At 62.7% G+C, this 19,422-nt stretch carries 20 protein-coding genes; 8 read left to right on the top strand and 12 right to left on the bottom strand.

The window, feature by feature from the left end; translation table 11 throughout:
• Positions 1-7 precede the first annotated feature (7 nt).
• From ACVWW6_RS42000 to ACVWW6_RS41990, 3 genes are all read right to left on the bottom strand, one after another.
• The gene (locus tag ACVWW6_RS42000) at positions 8-247 is read right to left on the bottom strand and encodes a hypothetical protein (RefSeq protein WP_038965452.1); all 240 of its coding nucleotides are present in this window, start codon (positions 245-247) and stop codon (positions 8-10) included.
• 30 nt (positions 248-277) lie between these two features.
• Complete coding sequence (locus ACVWW6_RS41995; RefSeq protein WP_456682852.1) at positions 278-1,717, bottom strand: basic amino acid/polyamine antiporter; 1,440 nt, start codon at positions 1,715-1,717, stop codon at positions 278-280.
• 186 nt (positions 1,718-1,903) lie between these two features.
• The gene (locus ACVWW6_RS41990) at positions 1,904-2,101 is read right to left on the bottom strand and encodes a DUF6894 family protein (RefSeq protein ID WP_161536302.1); all 198 of its coding nucleotides are present in this window, start codon (positions 2,099-2,101) and stop codon (positions 1,904-1,906) included.
• Between the two features lie 259 nt (positions 2,102-2,360).
• Here ACVWW6_RS41990 and ACVWW6_RS41985 point away from each other — a divergent pair, with 259 nt between their 5' ends.
• A complete protein-coding gene (locus tag ACVWW6_RS41985) occupies positions 2,361-3,059 on the top strand; it encodes a Bax inhibitor-1/YccA family protein (RefSeq protein WP_161536301.1) in 699 nt (232 codons plus the stop codon).
• A 15-nt stretch (positions 3,060-3,074) separates the two neighbouring features.
• On the opposite strand, the gene ACVWW6_RS41980 is transcribed toward ACVWW6_RS41985, so the two are convergent.
• The 9 genes from ACVWW6_RS41980 to ACVWW6_RS41940 form a co-directional block, all read right to left on the bottom strand.
• Complete coding sequence (locus ACVWW6_RS41980; RefSeq protein WP_011090056.1) at positions 3,075-3,578, bottom strand: DUF1269 domain-containing protein; 504 nt, start codon at positions 3,576-3,578, stop codon at positions 3,075-3,077.
• A 218-nt stretch (positions 3,579-3,796) separates the two neighbouring features.
• Positions 3,797-5,575, bottom strand: a complete 1,779-nt coding sequence (locus ACVWW6_RS41975; RefSeq protein WP_011090055.1) for a complex I subunit 5 family protein — start codon at positions 5,573-5,575, stop codon at positions 3,797-3,799.
• Complete coding sequence (locus ACVWW6_RS41970; RefSeq protein ID WP_011090054.1) at positions 5,575-5,916, bottom strand: NADH-quinone oxidoreductase subunit K; 342 nt, start codon at positions 5,914-5,916, stop codon at positions 5,575-5,577. Before ACVWW6_RS41970 ends, ACVWW6_RS41975 begins: the two co-directional genes overlap by 1 nt.
• Complete coding sequence (locus ACVWW6_RS41965; RefSeq protein WP_011090053.1) at positions 5,913-6,857, bottom strand: MnhB domain-containing protein; 945 nt, start codon at positions 6,855-6,857, stop codon at positions 5,913-5,915. Before ACVWW6_RS41965 ends, ACVWW6_RS41970 begins: the two co-directional genes overlap by 4 nt.
• Positions 6,854-7,147: a monovalent cation/H(+) antiporter subunit G gene (locus tag ACVWW6_RS41960; RefSeq protein WP_011090052.1), complete on the bottom strand. Its 294-nt coding sequence runs from the start codon at positions 7,145-7,147 to the stop codon at positions 6,854-6,856. Before ACVWW6_RS41960 ends, ACVWW6_RS41965 begins: the two co-directional genes overlap by 4 nt.
• Positions 7,144-7,434 carry a monovalent cation/H+ antiporter complex subunit F gene (locus ACVWW6_RS41955; RefSeq protein WP_060910610.1) on the bottom strand — a complete coding sequence of 97 codons (291 nt, stop codon included), beginning with the start codon at positions 7,432-7,434 and terminating at the stop codon, positions 7,144-7,146. The genes ACVWW6_RS41960 and ACVWW6_RS41955 overlap by 4 nt, the downstream gene beginning before the upstream one ends.
• Complete coding sequence (locus tag ACVWW6_RS41950; protein WP_011090050.1) at positions 7,427-7,942, bottom strand: Na+/H+ antiporter subunit E; 516 nt, start codon at positions 7,940-7,942, stop codon at positions 7,427-7,429. Before ACVWW6_RS41950 ends, ACVWW6_RS41955 begins: the two co-directional genes overlap by 8 nt.
• A 25-nt stretch (positions 7,943-7,967) precedes the next feature.
• Entirely contained in the window at positions 7,968-8,156 is a 189-nt protein-coding gene (locus ACVWW6_RS41945) for a hypothetical protein (RefSeq protein WP_131234198.1), read from the bottom strand.
• A 35-nt stretch (positions 8,157-8,191) separates the two neighbouring features.
• Positions 8,192-8,395: a DUF3551 domain-containing protein gene (locus ACVWW6_RS41940; RefSeq protein ID WP_028172887.1), complete on the bottom strand. Its 204-nt coding sequence runs from the start codon at positions 8,393-8,395 to the stop codon at positions 8,192-8,194.
• 376 nt (positions 8,396-8,771) lie between these two features.
• Here ACVWW6_RS41940 and ACVWW6_RS41935 point away from each other — a divergent pair, with 376 nt between their 5' ends.
• The 7 genes from ACVWW6_RS41935 (at position 8,772) to ACVWW6_RS41905 (ending at position 19,388) form a co-directional block, all read left to right on the top strand.
• Positions 8,772-9,827, top strand: coding sequence for an efflux RND transporter periplasmic adaptor subunit (locus ACVWW6_RS41935; protein WP_404526027.1), 1,056 nt, complete (start codon positions 8,772-8,774; stop codon positions 9,825-9,827).
• Complete coding sequence (locus ACVWW6_RS41930) at positions 9,824-12,886, top strand: efflux RND transporter permease subunit (RefSeq protein ID WP_456682851.1); 3,063 nt, start codon at positions 9,824-9,826, stop codon at positions 12,884-12,886. The genes ACVWW6_RS41935 and ACVWW6_RS41930 overlap by 4 nt, the downstream gene beginning before the upstream one ends.
• 143 nt (positions 12,887-13,029) lie before the next feature.
• Complete coding sequence (locus ACVWW6_RS41925) at positions 13,030-14,463, top strand: basic amino acid/polyamine antiporter (RefSeq protein ID WP_011090046.1); 1,434 nt, start codon at positions 13,030-13,032, stop codon at positions 14,461-14,463.
• 26 nt (positions 14,464-14,489) lie between these two features.
• The gene (arcA, locus tag ACVWW6_RS41920) at positions 14,490-15,752 is read left to right on the top strand and encodes an arginine deiminase (RefSeq protein ID WP_456682850.1); all 1,263 of its coding nucleotides are present in this window, start codon (positions 14,490-14,492) and stop codon (positions 15,750-15,752) included.
• A gap of 264 nt (positions 15,753-16,016) precedes the next feature.
• The gene (locus tag ACVWW6_RS41915) at positions 16,017-16,835 is read left to right on the top strand and encodes an outer membrane beta-barrel protein (RefSeq protein WP_011090044.1); all 819 of its coding nucleotides are present in this window, start codon (positions 16,017-16,019) and stop codon (positions 16,833-16,835) included.
• 659 nt (positions 16,836-17,494) lie between these two features.
• Positions 17,495-18,688: a sensor histidine kinase gene (locus tag ACVWW6_RS41910; protein WP_456682849.1), complete on the top strand. Its 1,194-nt coding sequence runs from the start codon at positions 17,495-17,497 to the stop codon at positions 18,686-18,688.
• Between the two features lie 70 nt (positions 18,689-18,758).
• Positions 18,759-19,388 (top strand): response regulator, encoded by a 630-nt coding sequence (locus ACVWW6_RS41905; protein ID WP_038965441.1) that lies wholly within the window; start codon positions 18,759-18,761, stop codon positions 19,386-19,388.
• Positions 19,389-19,422: the final 34 nt, after the last annotated feature.

Below are 19,422 nucleotides of genomic sequence, written 5' to 3'. Positions count from 1 at the left end.
TTTGCGCCTAGGTCCGGACGCGCCGGCTGCCATAGTGCGGATGCTTTCCGCCGCGATGACGCCAGTAACGGTGCTTCGTCGGGTTCGTATTGGTGTTGGGCGCCGCGTTCTTCGGTGCCGGCGCGCCGGCATCTTTTTGGGCAGACACGCCGGTCTCGGTCGACTGGGCCAGCGACAGGGTTGGATATGCGGAGACCGCCACCAATCCGCCGAGGATCAAGGCGCTACAGATGGCCCGGGTGCTCATATCCGCCTCCATGTAACCAGGGACAAGGACTCAAATCGAGATGGCTCCGGTCGCCAGCGCGTAGACGCCGGCGCATGCGGCGATCGTGATCGCTGCAAAGAGGATGATTTCGAACGGCCGGAAGATCGCTTCCTTGCGCTCGCGTTTTGCGAGAATGAACAGCAACGTGCCGGGCGCATAGAGGATCGACGACAGCAGGAGAAACTTGGGCCCGCCTGCGTAGATCATGCCGGCCGCGTAAAGCGTCGCGATGGCCGAGCGGATCCAGTCGACAATTCGGGCGTGCTCGCCGGCGTGATAGGCCTCGCTGGTCCAGGCGAGCTTCAGGCCGTACGCCGCAACAAAGAAATATGGGATCAGCGTCATCGCGCTCGTCATCTTCAAGGCAAGCGTGAATGCGTATTCCGCAAACCAGGTGACGAGCAGAAAAATCTGGATGACGCAGTTGGTGAGCCAGAGCGCGCCGGCAGGGACCTTGTACACGTTCACCGTGGCGAGAAAGGAGGGCATGGTGCGGTGGATCGCGGCGGAATGCAGGATCTCGGCCGCCAACAGCGACCAGGACAAATAGTTGCCGAGGACCGAGATCAGGAGTGCCACGCTGATGAACACACTGCCCCAGCGGCCGACGACCGCCTCCATCACGCCGGCCATGGATGGTGTCGGGAGATCCGCCAGCTCCGCTCGTGGCAGCACGCCGTACGACAGGAGCGTCACGAGGACGAGGAGGCACAGAACCGTCAGAAAGCCGGCAAGGGTTGCGAATCCGACATCGGTGCGGCTCCGGGCGTAGCGGGAGTAGACACTCGCGCCTTCAATTCCGACGAACACGAACACCGTCAGCAGCATCGTGCCGCGAACCTGCGCGACCACCTTCGAAATGCCCGGCTGCTCCGTCCCCCAGAAATTCATGGAGAAGAGCGCGCCGTCGAAGGCGATGACGGCGACGACGATGAACAATAGTATCGGGATGATTTTGGCGTAGGTCGCGATCGTATTGAGCGCGGCTGCCCCCGTGATGCCGCGCAGCAGCAGAACGTGCACGCCCCAGAGCAGGACGGACGCCGAAGCGATCGCCACCGGCGTCGTGCCGTCGCCGAAGATCGGGAAAAACTGTCCGAGCGTCGCCTTGATCAAGACGAGGCAGGCGACATCTGCAAGGCAGCAACCGATCCAGTATCCGACTGCCGAAGCAAAGCCGATATAGTCGCCAAATCCGGCCCTGGCATAGGCGTAGATGCCGGCATCGAGGTCCGGCTTGCGCTGTGACAAGGTCTGAAACACGAAGGCGAGCATCAGCATGCCTGTGCCCGCGATGACCCAGGCGATCATCGCTCCGAGCGCGCCCGTGGTTCGTCCGAACGCTGCAGGCAAGGCAAAGATACCGGAACCGACCATCGACCCGATCACGAGCGCGATGAGCGCATTCCGAGAGAGCCTTTGATCGGCCTGGCTCGATGGAGGCGCCATGGTGCAAGCTGGCCTTCCAATCGGAGATCGGGCAGGCGCGACAAACCTTTGCGACGGTGGAGCGCCGGCCACCCCTTGGCGAAGACCTTAGGAGCAGCCCTTCTGCTCGAACATCCGTGATTCTATGTAGAGAGCAGTGGCAGGAAACCAGTAGGCCGAACCTGGTCCGGCCAGCCTCGTCTTTCCTCAGTTGCGACCGGACGAAAGTCCGGGAGCAGTATCGGCCACAAACACGAAGCTCGACCGGACGAATTCCCCGGCTTTGGCCAGCTCTTCTGCAATGCGACGGGCATGCAGCATCGCCGCGTGCTGGTCAACGTGCTCGCATCCGCTCTCGTCCGGCGAGAGGCCGTATTTGTCGACGATGTGAAAGAAGTACCGCATGTCGGCCGATTAGGCCGGAAAGCGTGCCGCTTCCAGTGACAAATGCGTAAGGGGCGTGCTCGGAAAGACGAACGCAAGCGGCAGCACCATCTTACGATTCTGTAAGGCGGAAATCGCCACAACTGAAGGGCGGCGTGCCGCATTTGCAGGCCGGGTAGGGTGATCGTGCCCCCGGGATATCAGGTGATTGTCCGATATCCCGTGCGAGGGCAGAGGAGTAGGGTCGCTGCCTCCCAACGGCTCCGCGAGGAGGCAAGCGATGTCAAACTACGATCAGAACCTGGCGACCTCTGACGCAATCGCGGTGGACGCTGGATTGCGCGGTTACATGCTGCGCATCTACAACTACATGGCCGCCGGCGTCGGCGTGACCGCCGTTGTGGCCTGGCTGACCTATCAGCTCACCGGTCCCGCATTGCTGCAGAGTCCGTTAATGTGGGTCTTCATACTGGCGCCGCTCGCGCTGGTCTTTTTCATCAGCGCGCGCATCAATACGCTGTCGGCGGCAACGGCGCGGCTTCTGTTCTTCATCTATGCCGCGCTGGTCGGGGTCTCGCTCTCGATACTGCTGCATATCTACACCAGCGCCTCGATCACGCGCGTGTTTTTCATCGCGGCAGCGATGTTCGGGGCGCTCAGCGTTTTTGGCTACACCACAAGGCGTGACCTGTCCGGTCTCGGCACTTTCCTGTTCATGGGCCTGATCGGGGTCATCATTGCCAGCCTGGTGAACCTCTTCCTGCAATCAAGCGGGCTCGACTGGTTGATCTCGGTCGTGGGTGTCGGCGTCTTTGCGGGGCTCACGGCCTACGACACCCAGCGGATCAAGGCGATGTACGACAGCGGGGACGATGAAACGTCGGCTGGCCGCAAGTCGGTGATTTCAGCGCTGTCGCTCTATCTCAACTTCATCAACCTGTTCATGATGCTGCTGCGTCTGGCCGGCAGCCGGCGCTGAGCGGCCAAAGGGCTGTCAGGCCGCCGGTCGCTCCGCGGCGCTTGCCAGCGCGTCGCGCAGGGCCTGTTCCCTGGTATCATCCAGGGACGTCTTCAGCACGGTCCCTCCGGCGTCCTTGATCTCCTTCAGTACCTTGTCGGCGGTCATACTCTTGATCAGGACGAACAGGGCGGCGTTGCCGGTGTGGAGCGACGCTGACAATTCCTTCATGAAGGAGTCGTCGATGCCGAAATCGGATAACGCGCCGCCGAGCGCGCCGGAGGCCGCGCCGACGGCGACACCGAGGATCGGATTGAGGAAAATCATGCCAATCAGAAGCCCCCAGAAACCACCGGTTACCGCTCCCATCGACGTGGTGTTGACGAGTTGATTGAGCTTGATGCCCCCGGAATCGGTCTTCACGGCGATCACGGCATCGCTGATCGTGATCAGATATTCCTTCTGCAGGTTGAGCAGCCGTTGACGAACTTCCTCAGCCTTCGCTTCGGATGGATATACGATCGCCACTAAATCGGACATGAAGACCTCCTGCTGGATCGCAACTCCCGGCCAAGCCTGGTACGCCAGCGCCGCTGGCGGGATGCGTTGTCAGAGATTAGCCGTCGGTTCACCGGCGCGGGATCGGAGAAAACCCTGAGGCGTCGGGATGAATGTTCCTGATGATCGCGATGGGGAACACTTGGGCCTGACCTGTTCTTGGGCCTCACCTGTTCCCGGCCGATGCATGAGCCGGCGCCTCACGCGGCCACAAGCATCAACACGCCGAACAGCAGGGCCAGCATAAGAAGGCAGATGCTTGCCGCCGGCCACTCGCACAGGACACCGTTGCCCCTTTCAACATAGCCACCGAACGCGCAGCAGCCGCGTCGGAATGAATCGAACACGCCGATGGCGAGCCTCCAACGCACCGAAGACGCAAGCGGGTGCGGCCAGGGGCGGAGCAGGATTGCCAGCACGACGCCTCCCAGGAGAGGCAAGAGGAATTTGGAGAGAGTTTCGAGATCTAAGAGACCTGACGGTGAGATGCGCTGGACAGGCAGAAACGGTTCCCAGGGCACGAGGCCAAGCAATAACGAGCAGAGCGCCAGCACGAGCACCGCCACGTCCGGAAGGCGCGGTGCCGGGTCGGTCAATACAACAGACTTGTCCGGAGGGGCCAGCGCATGAGCCAGAACCAGCACGACATAGGAGGCAGTGAACGCCCCGCTTGCCTGGAGCACGACCGCCCACCACCATTGCTCCCTCTCGGTCGCGGCCTGAAGCAACAGGTCTTTCGCCAGGGACGCGCCACTCGGCTGCACGCCCATCAGCGCGATGCCGGCGATGGCAAACGCCAGGACGCTCAAGGGCAGGACGCGCGCGATACCGCCGAGCCCCGCGATGCGATCGTGGCCCAGCCCGGCGTAGATCGATCCGGCGGCCATGAACATCGCCGCCTTTGCGGTGGCGTGAGAGGCAGCCTGCAGCAGGCCGCCCGCCAGGGCCTCGCCACTCTCCAGATGACCCGAGGCATTGAACGCGAGCGGAAACATCAGGAAGAGATACCCGATCTGGGCCAGCGTCGAATACGCGATCAGGAGCTTCAGTCGCTCCTGGCGCAAGGCGAGGACGCTTCCGAGCACGATTGCCGCAGCTCCCAGCGCGGCGAGCAGTTGTGCGGCGGCGAAACCAGGCAGCCCGGGCATCACCTGGAACCAGAGCCGCACGATGATGAAGAAAGATCCCTTCACGACGAGGCCAGACAGGATCGCACTAGCGGCAGCCGGCGCGCCTGCGTGGGCAGGCGGCAGCCAGAGATGCAACGGAAAGAGTGCGGTCTTGGCCAGAAGACCTGATGTCATCAATGCCGCCGCGACGAGCGAGGCAGGCTGTGCTCCAATCCGGTGCGACAACAGCACGATATCCAGGGTGGCATGAAGACCATAGAGGAGCGCCGTGCCCAGCAAATAGAGCACGGAGCCGAGCAATGCGAAGAGCAGATAGCGTATCGCCGCGCGCAGGGTCTCCGGACGGCCATCCAGCGAGACCAGCGGCACCGCGGCGAATGTCAGCAATTCCAGGGCAACATAAAGCGTGAAGAGGTCTCCACCGACAAAGATTGTGTTCAGCGCGGCCCAGACCGCCAGCAGCAGGATCCAGAACACGAATGGCGCGCGCGCCTCCGTCGTTGTCACGGAGAATTCAGTACCGGCATAGACGGCGACTGCGGAGATCACGACTGCGGTCGCCGCAAGCATCACGGCCGACAATCCGTCCGCGCGCAGCGCCACCCCCAGCGGCGGCGGCCAGGCGCCGAGCAGGTAAACGAGAGGGCCCATGCGCTGCGCAACTGCTGCCAGAATCGCTACGACGATCACCAGCCCCAGCGGGATCGTCGCGAATGCGACCAGCCTGATGTGTCGCTCGCCCAGAACGAAGGCTAGCAGAACACCCGCGATGGGTATGGCAATCGACAGCACCAGCAGGAAGCCGCTTGGGGTTGTTGTCGCGTCCAGCGCTGGGGCAGGGGGCAGCATCAGCCACCGGCCTGATCTGGGTCATCGCGCGGCGAGGCGCGACTGCGCGGCGCCATGGAGGCACTCGTCTGGAACAGCCGCAGCAGCAGTGCAATCGCCAAAGCCGTTGCGGAAAACGCGACGACGATGCCGGTGATCACCAGGGCTTGCGGCACCGGATCATTGCCGATCCCCGCCGCCGCACCGCGCCGTCCAACGACGCCGAACAGGAGGAATACGCCGCTGCCGAGCAGATTGAAGGCGATGATCTTGCGGAGGGGCTGGGGCTTCGTGATCAGGCCGTAGAGCCCAAGTCCGACCGTGGCAGCGGCGCACAATCCGAACACCGTCACGCCGCTCACGGCTCCATGCCCCGTTCCGGTACGCCGGCGAGCAGCAGTCCGAGCGTCGCTGCGATCGTCAGGGTCATTGCGACCTCGATACCAAGTATCAGCGGCTTGGCCAGCGCTGGCGGATAGGACAGGAACGCGGCGCCAAACAGAAGGCCGGCAAGGCCGACGAGCAGGAACAGGCCGGGCCCGGCAACGAGGATGAACCGTACCGATCGATCGCTCACGAGCGGTGTGTCCGCCAATCCGGCCATGACGGCCAGCAGCCACATCGACGCGAGAATCGCGCCGCCCTGAAAAGCTCCGCCGGGATGGTCGGAACCGGTCCAGAGGATATAGATCCCGATGACGATGCCAACCGGCGGCAGCAGCCGCGCAAGAAAGGCGAGAACGCCACGTGGATCGGCTTGGTGGCGCGGCCCGGGACGGCCGCCCCACGCACTGTCAGGCGCAAGCGACCAAACGCCGACGATGGCCAGCAACAGCACGATCTTCTCGAGCATCGTATCCATGGCGCGGAACGCCATGAGCACGTTGGTGACGGGGTTGGACAGACCCGTTGCCCAGGCATTTGCAACAGCAGCCGGAGCAAGCGTCGGAGCGGAATCGGGCAGCCACAGGACCGCGCCGGCCAGCGCCGCAGCCGTCAGCACGGACAGCGCTGCGGCGCCCGCTCGCAGCAGTTTGCCTGGCGCTTCGTCCGCCATCATGTCGGCATCCCGCAATCGCGCCGCCGCGCTCAGCAGCAAGACGCCACCGAGGCCGCCGCCGATTGCGGCCTCGGTCAGAGCAACGTCGGCAGCGTCGAGGCGTACCCAGATCAGTGCCACCAGCAGTCCATAGGCAACGAACCCGACCGTGGCCGAAAACGTCTCGGGCACGACGATCGTCCAGACGCCGAGGGTCAGCACGACCGCGGCAAGGACAATTTCAAAGACCGTCGCAATGCTCATCGGTTCAACTGGCCTTGGCGCGCCGCGCGCGCAATCAGTTGCGAGACGGTGGCGCCCGCGAGCAGGCCGAGCAGCCAGATACCAACCAGCTTCGACCCGTCGCGAAGACCCGCTGCTTGCGGGAGCAGTCCGAGCACGACCAGGCCGAGGCCGAGGTTGTCCGCCTTGGTGAGCGCGTGCAGACGCGTCAGGGTATCGGGAAAGCGAAGCAGGCCGACCGTGCCCGCCAGAAAGAAGAACGCGCCGGCCGACACCGCTGCAATCGTCATCATGTCGCGTGCGAGGCTCATTCGTCCTCCGTTGATGCGGTCCCATCGGCCTCGAAGCGGGAAAGCCCCTTCTTGACGAACGCGATGGAGGCGAAGGTGGCGAGCAGCGCCATGGTCAAAGCCACGTCGATCGCTGCGGGTATGCTCGCTACGGTGCCGAGCAGCAGCAGCGTCGCAATGCCTCCGGTCCCGATCAGTTGCGTCGCCATGACCCGGTCAGCGTCGCCGGGGCCACGCAGGATCGACAACAGTCCAAGCGCCAGCATTGCCAGAATGAAACCGACCACGACGGTCAGGAACTCAGTCATTGTAAAGCGCTCGAACCAAGGCCGCCTCCTCCTGATCAAGTTCGGCGATCACGGGCTGATCGACGTCGAGGCAGTGATAGAGGAGTTGCGCCTCCTCCTCTCCGGCCGGCACGGTGCCTGGCAACAGGCTGGTGAGCGTTGCGAACACGTTGCGACGCAGGCCACGCGGAAGACGGGTTGGATACGCGACAAATCCCGGGCGCAGCGGCAGGCCGGGATCGAGTGCGCGCCTTGCGACGTCCACTCCGGCCACAATGGACTGGTACAGGAACAGAAGCGCCAGTCGGAGGATGGCGCGAGGTGAGCGCCGCGACGTGCCAGGCTCCAGCAAACGCAAGCTCGTCCAGGTTGCCGTCGCGACGGCGATTGTTGCGGCAGGAATGTCATCGACAGAGGTGCCGGCAAGCACGAGCCAAAGGCAGAGGAACCATGCCGCTCGGGACGCCGCGCTTCGCCAGGACGCCCCGACGCCCGTACGCGCGTCTCGTTTTCCTGAGGGTCCGCTCACGTCGGAGTCCTCGGCTGGCGGCGGGTCAGCTCGCGCCGTTCTGCGATGTTTCGAAAACCAGGCCTTGTGCATTGAAGGACGGGATTCCGGCGGCGGCGCTGTCGGCGGCCGCAGCCGAGAACCCGTCGATGTGTCGAAACGGGGGTTGGCGTAGCGATACAACAGCATCCACACCGGTTCGAATGGCGTCCACGAGCGGATCGTTCGACGCCATCGCCCTGGATGGGCTCTCGCTGCCCTGCCACGCAACTAGCGTGACGCCTGCCGAGGGAAGCAGGTGCCGCCTCTTCCGCTCCGGGACGCCTGGCACTGATCCTGGGTGGAGTACTTGCAGTTCACCATCCCTTTGAATTTGGAGCACCATTGGTTCTGCTGGGTCTGTGCCGATGCAGTCTGTGGCGCGATGGTCAGCATTGCCGAGATCGCCGCTGCAACTAGGATCAACTTTCGCATCTTGAACCCTCCTGATTCATCAAGCCGACGCGCTCGATCGCTTCATCTGGGTGTGCAACCGTGCGCTCTTGATGAGACCGGCGATATTGGGTGATTGCCTGATCAGGCGTCAGGAATTCCCTAGAGCGCTCTCCGACGGATTGTCACGCCTCGTCGGGTTTCTGCCTGCGTCTGCGTTGTGCCGTAACCGCGATTGCATCCGGCCGCACCGAGTAGATTTGCCGATGTGTGCGGTCGATCCCCTGGGCAAGAATACCGAGGGGCGATATCGCGAAATCGCAACCTCGGGAAAGGCGGACCTGCCCGGCAACGTTTCAGGAGCTTGGCTATGCGCGGTCGCCGAACAACGTCTCGGCAAGCCATTGCATTGACGCTGATGGCGGCTGCATCCGCGTCGGTCCTGGCTGCGTGTGACCGTCAAGTGGAAACCAAGGAATCGTCTCCGCGTCCGGTCCGGACCACGACGATCGAGAAGCGTGAGAGCCTGGTGCCGCTGACCTTCACGGGGCGCATCGAGGCGGAGGACGAAGTCAGCGTCGCTTTCCGGATCTCCGGACGTCTGCTTGCGAACGACACCAGGCTCGGTGACAGGGTCGAGGCCGGGCAGTTGCTGGCCCAACTCGAGCCTCAGAACGAGCTGAGCACATTGCGACAGGCGAAGGCCGCTCTTTCCGCCGCACAGGGCCAGTTGACGCAGGCACGCAACCATTACGAACGCCAGGAGACTCTGTTGGCACAAGGGTGGACCACGCGTGCCAATTTCGAGGCGGCGACGCAAGCACGACAGACCGCCCAGTCGCAGGTCGAGGCGGCGGAGGCGCAATTGAGCTCTGCGCACGATCTCGTCAGTTTCACCGAACTGCGAGCCGACGCGCCGGGCAAGATCACCGCGACGGGGCCGTCGGCCGGCGAGGTCGTTCAGGCCGGACAAATGATCGCGCGGATCGCCAGGCAGGACGGCCGCGACGCGATCTTCGATGTTCCCGCTCAGATGGTCAGATCAGCCCCAGCCGACGTGCAGGTCACCGTCAGCCTGACGGATGATCCGAAGATTACGGCGCGAGGCCGCATTCGTCAGATCGCGGCGCAAGCCGATCCGGTCACCCGCACCTTCGAGGTCAAGGTCGGCTTGACGGATCCACCGGCGGCGATGCGGCTCGGCGCGACCGTCAATGGCCGCGTCGAAACCAGTTCCGGTCCGGTGATCGACATACCGGCAACCGCGTTGACGCGGATCAATCAACAGCCGGCGGTGTGGATTGTCGATCCGTCGACGAACCTCGTTTCGGCGCGCAATGTTGATATCCTGCGTTTCGACCAGGCACAGGTCATCGTCTCGCAGGGGTTGGACGCCGGAGAGATCATCGTCACCGCGGGCGTGCAGGCGCTCCATCCGGGCCAGAAGGTTCGGGTGCTCGGGGCAGAGCCATGACGGGGCTCAATCTCTCCGACTGGGCCCTCAGGCATCGCTCGCTTGTCGTCTATGTCATGATCGTTGCCGTGATCGCCGGGGGCCTGGCGTATTTCCGGCTTGGTCGAAACGAGGATCCCTCCTTCACCATCAAGACCATGGTCGTTCAGGCGGCCTGGCCGGGGGCTACGGCCGAAGAGACGATGAAGCAGGTGACCGAGCGGCTCGAGCGCCAATTGCAGGAGACGCCCCATCTGGACTTCCTGCGCAGCTTCACCCGGGCGGGTCTCGTCACCATTTTCGTCAACCTGGAAGGAAGTGCTAACGCGAGGCAGGTTTCCGACACCTGGTATGAGGTGAGAAAGAGCATCGGCGACATGCGGCACACCTTGCCTGCCGGAGTTGTCGGTCCGGGCTTCAATGACGACTTCGGTGACACGTTCGGCATCGTCTACGGCTTCACCAGCGACGGCTTCACGCAACGGGAGTTGCGGGATCACGTCGAGCGCATCCGTTCTCGATTGCTTCAGGTCCCGGATGTGTCAAAGATCGAACTCCTGGGTGCGCAGGACGAAGTGATCTTCGTCGAATTCTCCAAGCAGGAGCTCGCGACCTTGGGCGTCGATCGGGCGGCTCTGCTCGCCGCGCTGCAATCGCAGAATATCGTCCGCCCGGCGGGCGTGATCCAGACCGGCAAGGAAAGCATCTCCGTGCGGGTGTCGGGCGGTTTTCAGTCGGAGCAGGACATCGCCAGCGTCAATTTCGTCGCAGGAGGGCGCACGATTCGCCTGAGCGACATCGCGCAGGTGCGGCGCGGCTACGTGGATCCGCCGCAGCCGATGTTCCGGGTCAACGGCCAGCCGGCAATCGGGCTTGCCATCGCAATGCGCGACGGCGGCGACATTCTTGCGCTCGGCCGAAACGTCAAGAAGGTGATGGCGGAGATCACCGCCGATCTCCCGATTGGAATCGAGCCGATCCTCGTTGCCGACCAGGCCGTCGTGGTGGGAGGCGCGATCGGCGAATTCATGACCTCGCTCCTTCAGGCTATCGCCATCATCCTGGTGGTGAGCTTCATCAGCCTCGGAATCCGTCCCGGCCTCATCATCGCGCTTGCCATTCCGTTGACGCTGGCCATCGTGTTTCCGATCATGGAGATCGCTCGCGTCGACATGCAGCGAATATCGCTGGGAGCGCTGATCATCGCGCTCGCACTGCTGGTCGACGACGCGATGACGACCACCGACGCAACGCTCAATCGGCTGGCGCAAGGCGACAGCAAGGTCGACGCTGCGACGTTTGCCTACCGCAGTCATGCCTTTGCCATGCTCGCCGGAACGCTGGTGACGATCGCGGGCTTCATCCCGGTCGGGTTTGCCGCGAGCTCGGCCGGCGAATATACGTTCTCGCTGTTTGCGGTGGTTGCGATCGCGCTCCTGGTGTCGTGGCTCGTTGCCGTGGTCTTCACGCCCTTGCTGGGTGTCGTCATTCTTGTCCCACCGGTGCAGAAGGGGGCTGCCGAGCCTGGCGCGATGTTCCGTTTCTATCGGAATTTTCTGACGCTGGCGATGCGCGCCAAGTGGCCGACGATTGCGGTCTCGCTGGCGCTCTTTGCCGCGTCCGTTCTCGCGCTTCCGTTGATCCCGCAGCAGTTCTTTCCGTCGTCCGATCGACCCGAATTGCTCGTGGACCTTACCTTGCCGCAGAATGCATCGATCCATGCGAGCGAGACGGCAGCCAGGCGCCTGGATGCAGCATTGGCCGCCGATCCGGACGTCCGTCATTGGAGCACCAATGTGGGGCGCGGCGCGATCCGCTTCTATCTTCCACTGAGCGTGGAGCTTCCGAACGATTCCTTCACGCAGGCGGTTGTGGTGGCAAAGGACGTCGCAGCGCGCGAGCGCCTGCAGGCGAGGCTGGAGCGTCTTCTCGCGGAGCAGTTTCCGGCCGCCGTCGCGTCGGTTTCGCCTCTCGGCCTCGGCCCCCCTGTCGGATGGCCGCTGCAATATCGCGTTGGCGGACCCGATGTGGAGCAGGTACGTGAGATTGCGCTCAAGGTCGGGCAGATCGTTGCCTCCGATCCCAGGACAAAGAGCATCAACTTTGACTGGATGGAGCCGGAGCGCCAGCTGCGGATTTACGTCGATCAGGATGAAGCGCGCCGTCTCGGCCTGAGCTCGCAGGCGATATCGAGCGTATTGAACACCGTGATATCTGGCGCAGTCGTCACCCAGGTCCGCGACGACATCTATCTGGTCAACGTGGTGGCCCGGGCTATCGACGAACAGCGCATTTCGCTGTCCAACCTGCGCACGCTCCAGGTGCCGCTGCCTGGAGGAAAGACGGTGTCGCTCAGCCAGTTTGCGACGTTCGGATATCATCAGGAGCATCCCCTGATCTGGCGGCGCGACCGTATTCCGACCTTGACGGTGCGTGCCGACATCGGCGGTGGAACGCTGCCAGATACGGTGGTGGATGCCCTATCGCCCGCGATCGAAAAGCTGAGGAAGACGCTTCCTGCATCCTACGGCGTGGCCGTCGGCGGGACCGTGGAAGAGAGCCGGAAATCGCAGGCCTCCGTGCTCGCTGTGGTGCCCATGATGCTGTTCGTCATGTTCACGGTTCTGATGGTCCAGTTGCAGAGCTTCCCGCGACTGGTCATGGTCGTTAGCGTGGCCCCGCTCGGGATGATCGGTGTTGTGGCCGCGCTGTTGCTGTCCGGCAGGCCGATGGGCTTTGTCACCATTCTCGGCGTTCTCGCCCTGCTCGGCATGATCAGCAAGAATGCGGTGATTCTGATCAGCCAGATCGATGCGGAGCGCGCGCAGGGCAAGAGCCCATGGGACGCCGCGGTGGATGCCAGCAGCTCCCGTTTCCGTCCCATCATGCTGACGGCGGTGTCGACCGTTCTCGGCATGATCCCGATTGCTCCAACCGTCTTCTGGGGCCCGATGGCGGTTGCAATCATGGGCGGCCTGCTGGTCGCGACCGTGCTGACGCTTGTCTTGCTGCCGACATTGTACGTGACCTGGTTCGGGGAGAAGGGACCAGCCATGGCCTCCGCTCCACCGTCGTCTTGAGCGGCTGTTTCCGGCGAGGGAAATCCCGACGCGCGACTAGGTAATCACCCGATATTCCAGGTGTCGCCCAAGGCGCATCGTGCGACCGCCGGCAAAGTCGCTCGGCCAGGATGCCGCGCACCCGCGCGTCGCGAGGTCTTCACATGACTGGGACGCCGTCAATCCAAAAGCTATCCCTGTTCGCATTGACCGCGATGGTGGTCGGCTCGATGGTCGGCTCGGGGATATTCTCGCTGCCGAGAACTTTCGGCATCGCCACCGGTCCGTTTGGCGCGATCTTCGCCTGGTGCATTGCCGGCGGCGGCATGTACACCCTCGCGCGGGTGTTCCAGGCGTTGGCCGAGCGAAAGCCCGAGCTCGATGCCGGCGTCTATGCCTATGCGAAGGAAGGATTTGGCGACTATCCCGGCTTCTTGTCGGCATTCGGATACTGGATCGGCAGCTGCATCGGCAACGTATCCTATTGGGTCCTCATCAAGTCGACCTTGGGCGCCTTCTTTCCGGTCTTTGGGGATGGCAACACGGTCACCGCAATCATCGTCGCCTCGATCGGAATTTGGCTGTTCCACTTCATGATCCTGCGCGGCGTGCAGCAGGCGGCCGCGATCAACACCATCGTCACTGTCGCCAAGATCGTGCCGATCCTGGTCTTCATCGTTATCCTGATATTCTCGTTCAACGCCGACATGTTCCGCGGCAATTTCTGGGGCGGCGAGGGCATGCCGGACAAGGGCCTGTTCGAGCAGATCCGCGCCACCATGCTGGTCACGGTGTTTGTCTTTCTCGGCATCGAGGGCGCCAGCGTCTATTCACGCTACGCCAAGGAGCGCGCGCATGTCGGTGCTGCGACCCTGCTGGGGTTTGCGATCGTCACGAGCCTGATGGTGCTCGTCACCATGCTGCCATACGCCGTGCTTCTCCGCGCCGAGATCGCCGGCATGCGGCAACCGTCCATGGCGACGGTCCTGGAGGCCGTGGTCGGGCATTGGGGCGCGATCTTCGTCAGCATTGGACTTCTGGTTTCGGTGTTGGGGGCCTATCTCGCCTGGTCGCTGATCTGTGCCGAGGTGCTCTCCGCCGCCGGCCGGACCAGGGATATGCCGGCATTGTTCGGCACGGAGAACGCGAACAAGGTGCCGGCCGCGGCGCTCTGGCTCACCAACGTGATCGTCCAGCTCTTCGTCATCAGCACCTATTGGTCGCAGGATGCCTTCGCGCTGATGCTCAATCTGACGAGCGTGATGTCACTCATTCCGTTCTTCCTCGTTGCGGCCTACGGGCTCCTGCTCGTCAGGCGGGGCGAGACCTATGAGAAGAGCGGTAGCGAGCGAACGCGCGACACGATCTTTGCCGGCATCGCCGTCATCTACACGCTGTTCCTGATCTATTCGGCCGGAATGAAGTTTCTGCTGCTGTCCTTGATCCTCTACGCGCCTGGCACGGCGCTCTATTTCTGGGCGCGCCTGGAACAGAAGGCGAGGGTCTTCACGGCCGTCGAGTGGGGCATCTTCATCGCAGCCGCCGTCGGCGCGGCTGTCGGAATCCACGGATTGGCCACCGGCTACATCACGATCTAGGCAAGGCAACCCTCAAGGGCAGTCCCATGGCAAAGCAGGCATCGGAATCCAACAGAGCCTTTGGCGTTCATTCGGAGGTCGGTCAGCTCCGCAAGGTCATGGTCTGCTCACCCGGCCGCGCCCATCAGCGCCTCACGCCCTCCAATTGCGACACCCTGCTGTTTGACGACGTGCTGTGGGTCGAAAACGCCAAGCGCGATCATTTCGATTTCGTCCAGAAGATGCGTGATCGCGGCATCGAAGTGGTCGAGATGCACAACCTGCTGACCGAGACGGTCGCGATCCCTGAGGGCAGGAAGTGGATCCTCGACAACCAGGTTGTTCCCGATCAGGTCGGTCTCGGTCTCGTCGACGAACTGCGGGGCTATCTGGAGAGCCTCACGCCGCGCGATCTGGCCGAGACGCTGATCGGGGGCGTTTCGACCCATGACTTCCCGGACGCCCATGGCGGCGAGATGCTCAAGCTCGTCCGCGAGGCCGCCGGCATGACCGAGTATCTGCTGCCGCCGCTTCCCAACACTTTGTATACGCGGGACACGACATGCTGGATCTACGGCGGGGTCACGCTGAATTCGCTCTATTGGCCGGCGCGGCATGAAGAGCCGATTCTCGCCACCGCCATCTACAAGTTCCATCCGGATTTCGCCGGCAAGGTCAATGTCTGGTGGGGCGATCCGACGCGGGATCACGGTCTGGCGACGCTGGAAGGCGGCGACGTGATGCCGATCGGCAAAGGCAACGTCCTGATCGGGTTGAGCGAGCGCACCTCGCGGCAAGCGATCAGCCAGGTCGCCGCGGCCTTGTTCAAGAAAAAGGCGGCCGAGCGCGTGATCGTGGCTGCAATGCCGAAGCTCCGCGCCGCAATGCATCTGGATACCGTCTTCACGTTCGCGGACCGAGATTGCGTTCTGCTCTATCCCGACATCGTCAACAACATCGCGGCCTTTTCCTACCGGCCGGCCGACAATTCCGCCGGCCTCGAGCTGCGCAGGGACGAAAAGCCGTTCGTCGACGTCGTGGCTGAAGCCCTCGGCCTGAAGAAGCTGCGCGTGGTCGAGACCGGCGGCAACGCCTACATGCGCGAGCGAACGCAATGGGACAGCGGCGCTAACCTGGTTTGCGCGTCCCCGGGCGTGGTGTTTGCCTATGACCGCAATACCTACACCAACACCTTGCTGCGCAAGGAAGGGATCGAGGTGATCACCATCGTCGGTGCAGAGCTGGGGCGGGGCCGGGGAGGCGGTCATTGCATGACCTGTCCGATCACCAGGGACGCGGTGGACTATTAGGCGGATCGAGTGGGGTCGGCCGCGATACCAGCGTGCCACGTCCGCGCGCCGTTCCGCTTTTGCCTGGGGGCAACGCAGCCGATCGGGGTCACGTGCAGCGTGAGTTCCCCGGCGTCTCTTTCGCAGCGTCGGGAGCTTCCGGCATTTTACGAAATGGCAATCTGTCGGTTCAATCCCTGATTTAAAGTATCATCACTAACACGCCACAATCGTTGCCCAATCTAAGGCGATTCCTGGTGTACGCAGAAGCCATCGGGGCATGCCATGCGCGGGTCTATCGTTCTGTTGCCGGTCGTTGGATTGTTTGGGGCAAGCCCCGCGTGGGCCGCGGATGTTGATCTCACCGAGCTGAAGGCGAGCAGTCCCGTGCCGTACTACTCCGCTCCGTCGTGGAGCGTCGTCGGTTCCGTCGCGCCGACTTTCACCGACAATGCTTTGTTCAGCCGGGACAACCGCAAATCGGATCTCTACTATGAGCCCGACGTGAGCGTCAGGCTGGACGGGAATCTGACCAATGACCTCTCCTACCGGCTCTACGCCCGCGCCCAATACGAGGCATTCGCGACGGAGAAGGATGGCAACGCTGCAGTCGCACGCGTGGGAGCGCGCCTGACCGAGAATTGGGACGGCTGGCGCTTCTCCGCCATCTACGAGAACCGATACGATTTCGATGGAGTCTACCGGGACCTTGCCTTCACCTCGCACGACGTGATGGGCTCAGTGGCGCGCGACTTCCGCATGAATAATGTGACACTCTCGCCGCTGTTGCTTGTGACCTACCGGTTTTCCGACCTTGCGGAAGCTCGCCGCTGGCGCTTCGATGCGTTGCTTGGCATCGAAGTCAAGCTCGATCCGAAATGGTCAATCGTGAGCACGCCGCTGTTCGAAGCCTTCTGGTTCACAGACGGGCTGAACCGGGGGCGGCAAGACCAGATCTACTCGGCGGACCTGGGTGTGAAGTACAATTTTACCAGCAACGTGTCGCTGACGACCAGTGTGTTGTACGAAGCGCGTACATCGAACGTTGCTGTGCGGCGCTACCGGGACCTCAGGATCGGTCCTCGACTTGACTTCGCTTTTTGAGGGGCCTGCAAGATGATGAAATGCGCGTGGGTGCTGATGGGAGTCGCCGTTGGTCTAGCGGCGCCGTCTGCCGCCGTCGCAGACCCGCGCGATTCTGTCGACCGAAGCCAGCGCCTGGATACTGATGCACTCAGGGACGACGCCGCCACTCACCGCCTCCAAGTGCCGTCTCATCCGCTGGTGATCGCGCCGCCTCAGCAGCCTTCTCCGAGCGCGAAGGCCGGAAAGAAAAGGAAATCCAGCGCGAGCGGAGCCGGAACCCGCTAGCGCCTGGTAAAGTGTCGTCCTATCTTGACCCGAGAACGATATGCATGATTCTCGGAGGGCGCTGCTTGCGCATCAGGGAAGCTGTTATCCTCTCGCGCCGTTTCGTGAAGGCCATTGGCGGCACTTTAGCATTTGTTGCATCTCTTTTGAGTCCAGTGCCGAATGGTCTGGCACGAACCGCATATTTGATCCCTTCAGGTCTCCCCTCACGAATTCGAGATTCTAATCTCGCGCTACTTCTACTTATGGCGCGATCAACCTAACGGTGTATAATCTGCGGACCCCACGGGCGTACTCTGATCCAGGGTGATGCCCCGCCTGCGGGGCAGGACGGCGACTCTCGATATCGAGCTTCAATGTCGGGCGTTGCCGCAGCAGAGTGAGCGCGTACCGTGAAGCCTCATAGCTTTCCCGCTTCCGAGCCAATTCGAACCAGCGGCACAGGGTCGTTCCGGCTCGATTTCGAAGAGGCCAGCGACCGGCTGTACTGGATGTGCTCGGCTGACTTTCTCTTCGTCGTGCGCCCTTCGCCTGGCCGTCGCTTCGTCTATGAGGGGATCAATCCGGCATTCGAGCAGCATCTCGGCATCTCGTCCGAAGACATCAGGGAGATGGACGTCTCCAGCTGCATGAGCAGGGATGACGCCAGATCCATCTATGAAGCCCTTCGCGCCTGTCTCACGGAAGGAACGGAAGTGAGGATTCGCCATCGTCTCGCATTTGGCGACCGGCGGCAAAATATGGAGACGACCATCGCTCCGGTTGTGGATCCCGTGGCGGGTAGCGCGATCCGGCTGATCGGCAGCCATCGTACCGTGCGCCATGGTGCATTCGAAACCGCGACCGAAGGTGTCGATGATGTTCAAGTCATTGCCAATCTGGCGTCCATCCAGGAGGATATCCAGCAGCGGATTGCTTCCGATCTCCATGATTCGACATGTCAGCATTTGATTGCCGCGAGTCTCGGTCTCATGCGGCTCCGGCGTGAAATGAGCGACGCGGTCGGCGCCGAACGGCTTTGCGGTGAGATCGACGCGTCTATCGATGAGGCACTCAGGGAAATCCGTGCCTTTTCCTATCTGCTACACCCCCAGAATCTGACGATCGACAGACTCAAGGCCGCGATCGAGCACTACGCTGATGGTTTTGCGGCCCGCACCTCGTTGCGGGTCACGACCAGGATCGTGCCCGACGTCGATAGGCTACCTTACGAGAAGCAACGCGCCTTGCTGCGGATCGTCCAGGAAGCCCTCACGAACATATTCCGCCACGCGCAAGCGACGGAGGTGAGCATCGTTATCGACGCCATCGGCGCTCGTTTTCGACTGACGGTCACCGACAATGGGCGGGGGATGCGCGCCGACTACGCGAAGCAAGGTGCGAAAACCATATCCGTCGGCGTCGGCATTCCCGCGATGAGGGCACGGCTCGAACAGATCGGAGGGTCATTGGATATCCACTCCGATCCGGCAACACAGCTCTCCGGCACCATCCTGCGCGCGGTGTTTCCGCATGGGCTGACGACGAACAAGCCTGGCCGGCGAAAGGCCACGGGCTTCGGGAGGGCCCAAGCTGGCACCCACTGAGGCAAGAAGAAGAAGGTTATCGGTGGCGGGTGGACATGGCTGCCGTATAGCGACATTGGAGTGCTCTGCCATGAAACGCTTTCTTATCGCAGATGATCACGAGGCGGTGCGATTGGGCTTGCGAGCGGTGCTCGAACAGCGGGCGGATTGGGAGGTGGTTGCCGAGGCGAACGACGGCAGCAAGGCGTTGACTGCAGCAATCGAAAGCCGGCCGCACGTGGCTATCGTCGACTTCTCCATGCCGCGAATGACGGGTGTGGAGGTTGCGCGGCGGATCAGGGACTATCCGCTGCAGACGGAGGTTCTGATCTTCACGGTGCACAAGTCCGGTCTGCTCGCGCAGCAGGCGTTCGAGGCCGGCGCACGCGCGTTTCTGACGAAATCGGATGCGAACAGATCGCTATTGGCGGCCGTCGACGCGCTTTTGGTGCATAAGCGATTCTGCAGCGAAAGCTGCCGGAACGAACTGGATCACGGCGCGGGCGGCGAAGCAGACCGGGGCCGCGGGCTTACGCCACGCGAGCAGCTTGTCGTCAAGCTGGTAGCCGAAGGCTACAGCAACAAGGGCATCAGCGCGATCCTGAACCTCAGCGTCAAGACGACTGAGGCACATCGAGCGGCTGCGATGCGCAAGCTGGACGTGAACTCAACCGCAGGTCTGGTCCGGTACGCCGTTCGTGCGCAGCTGGTTGAGGCATGACGGCGCGTCAGTCCGTGGGGTCTCCTTGAGGTCG

Source organism: Bradyrhizobium sp. USDA 3311 (assembly GCF_054062495.1).
The sequence above is the reverse complement of the archived record's forward strand: the minus strand, read 5'-3'. Positions and strand labels throughout refer to the sequence as shown.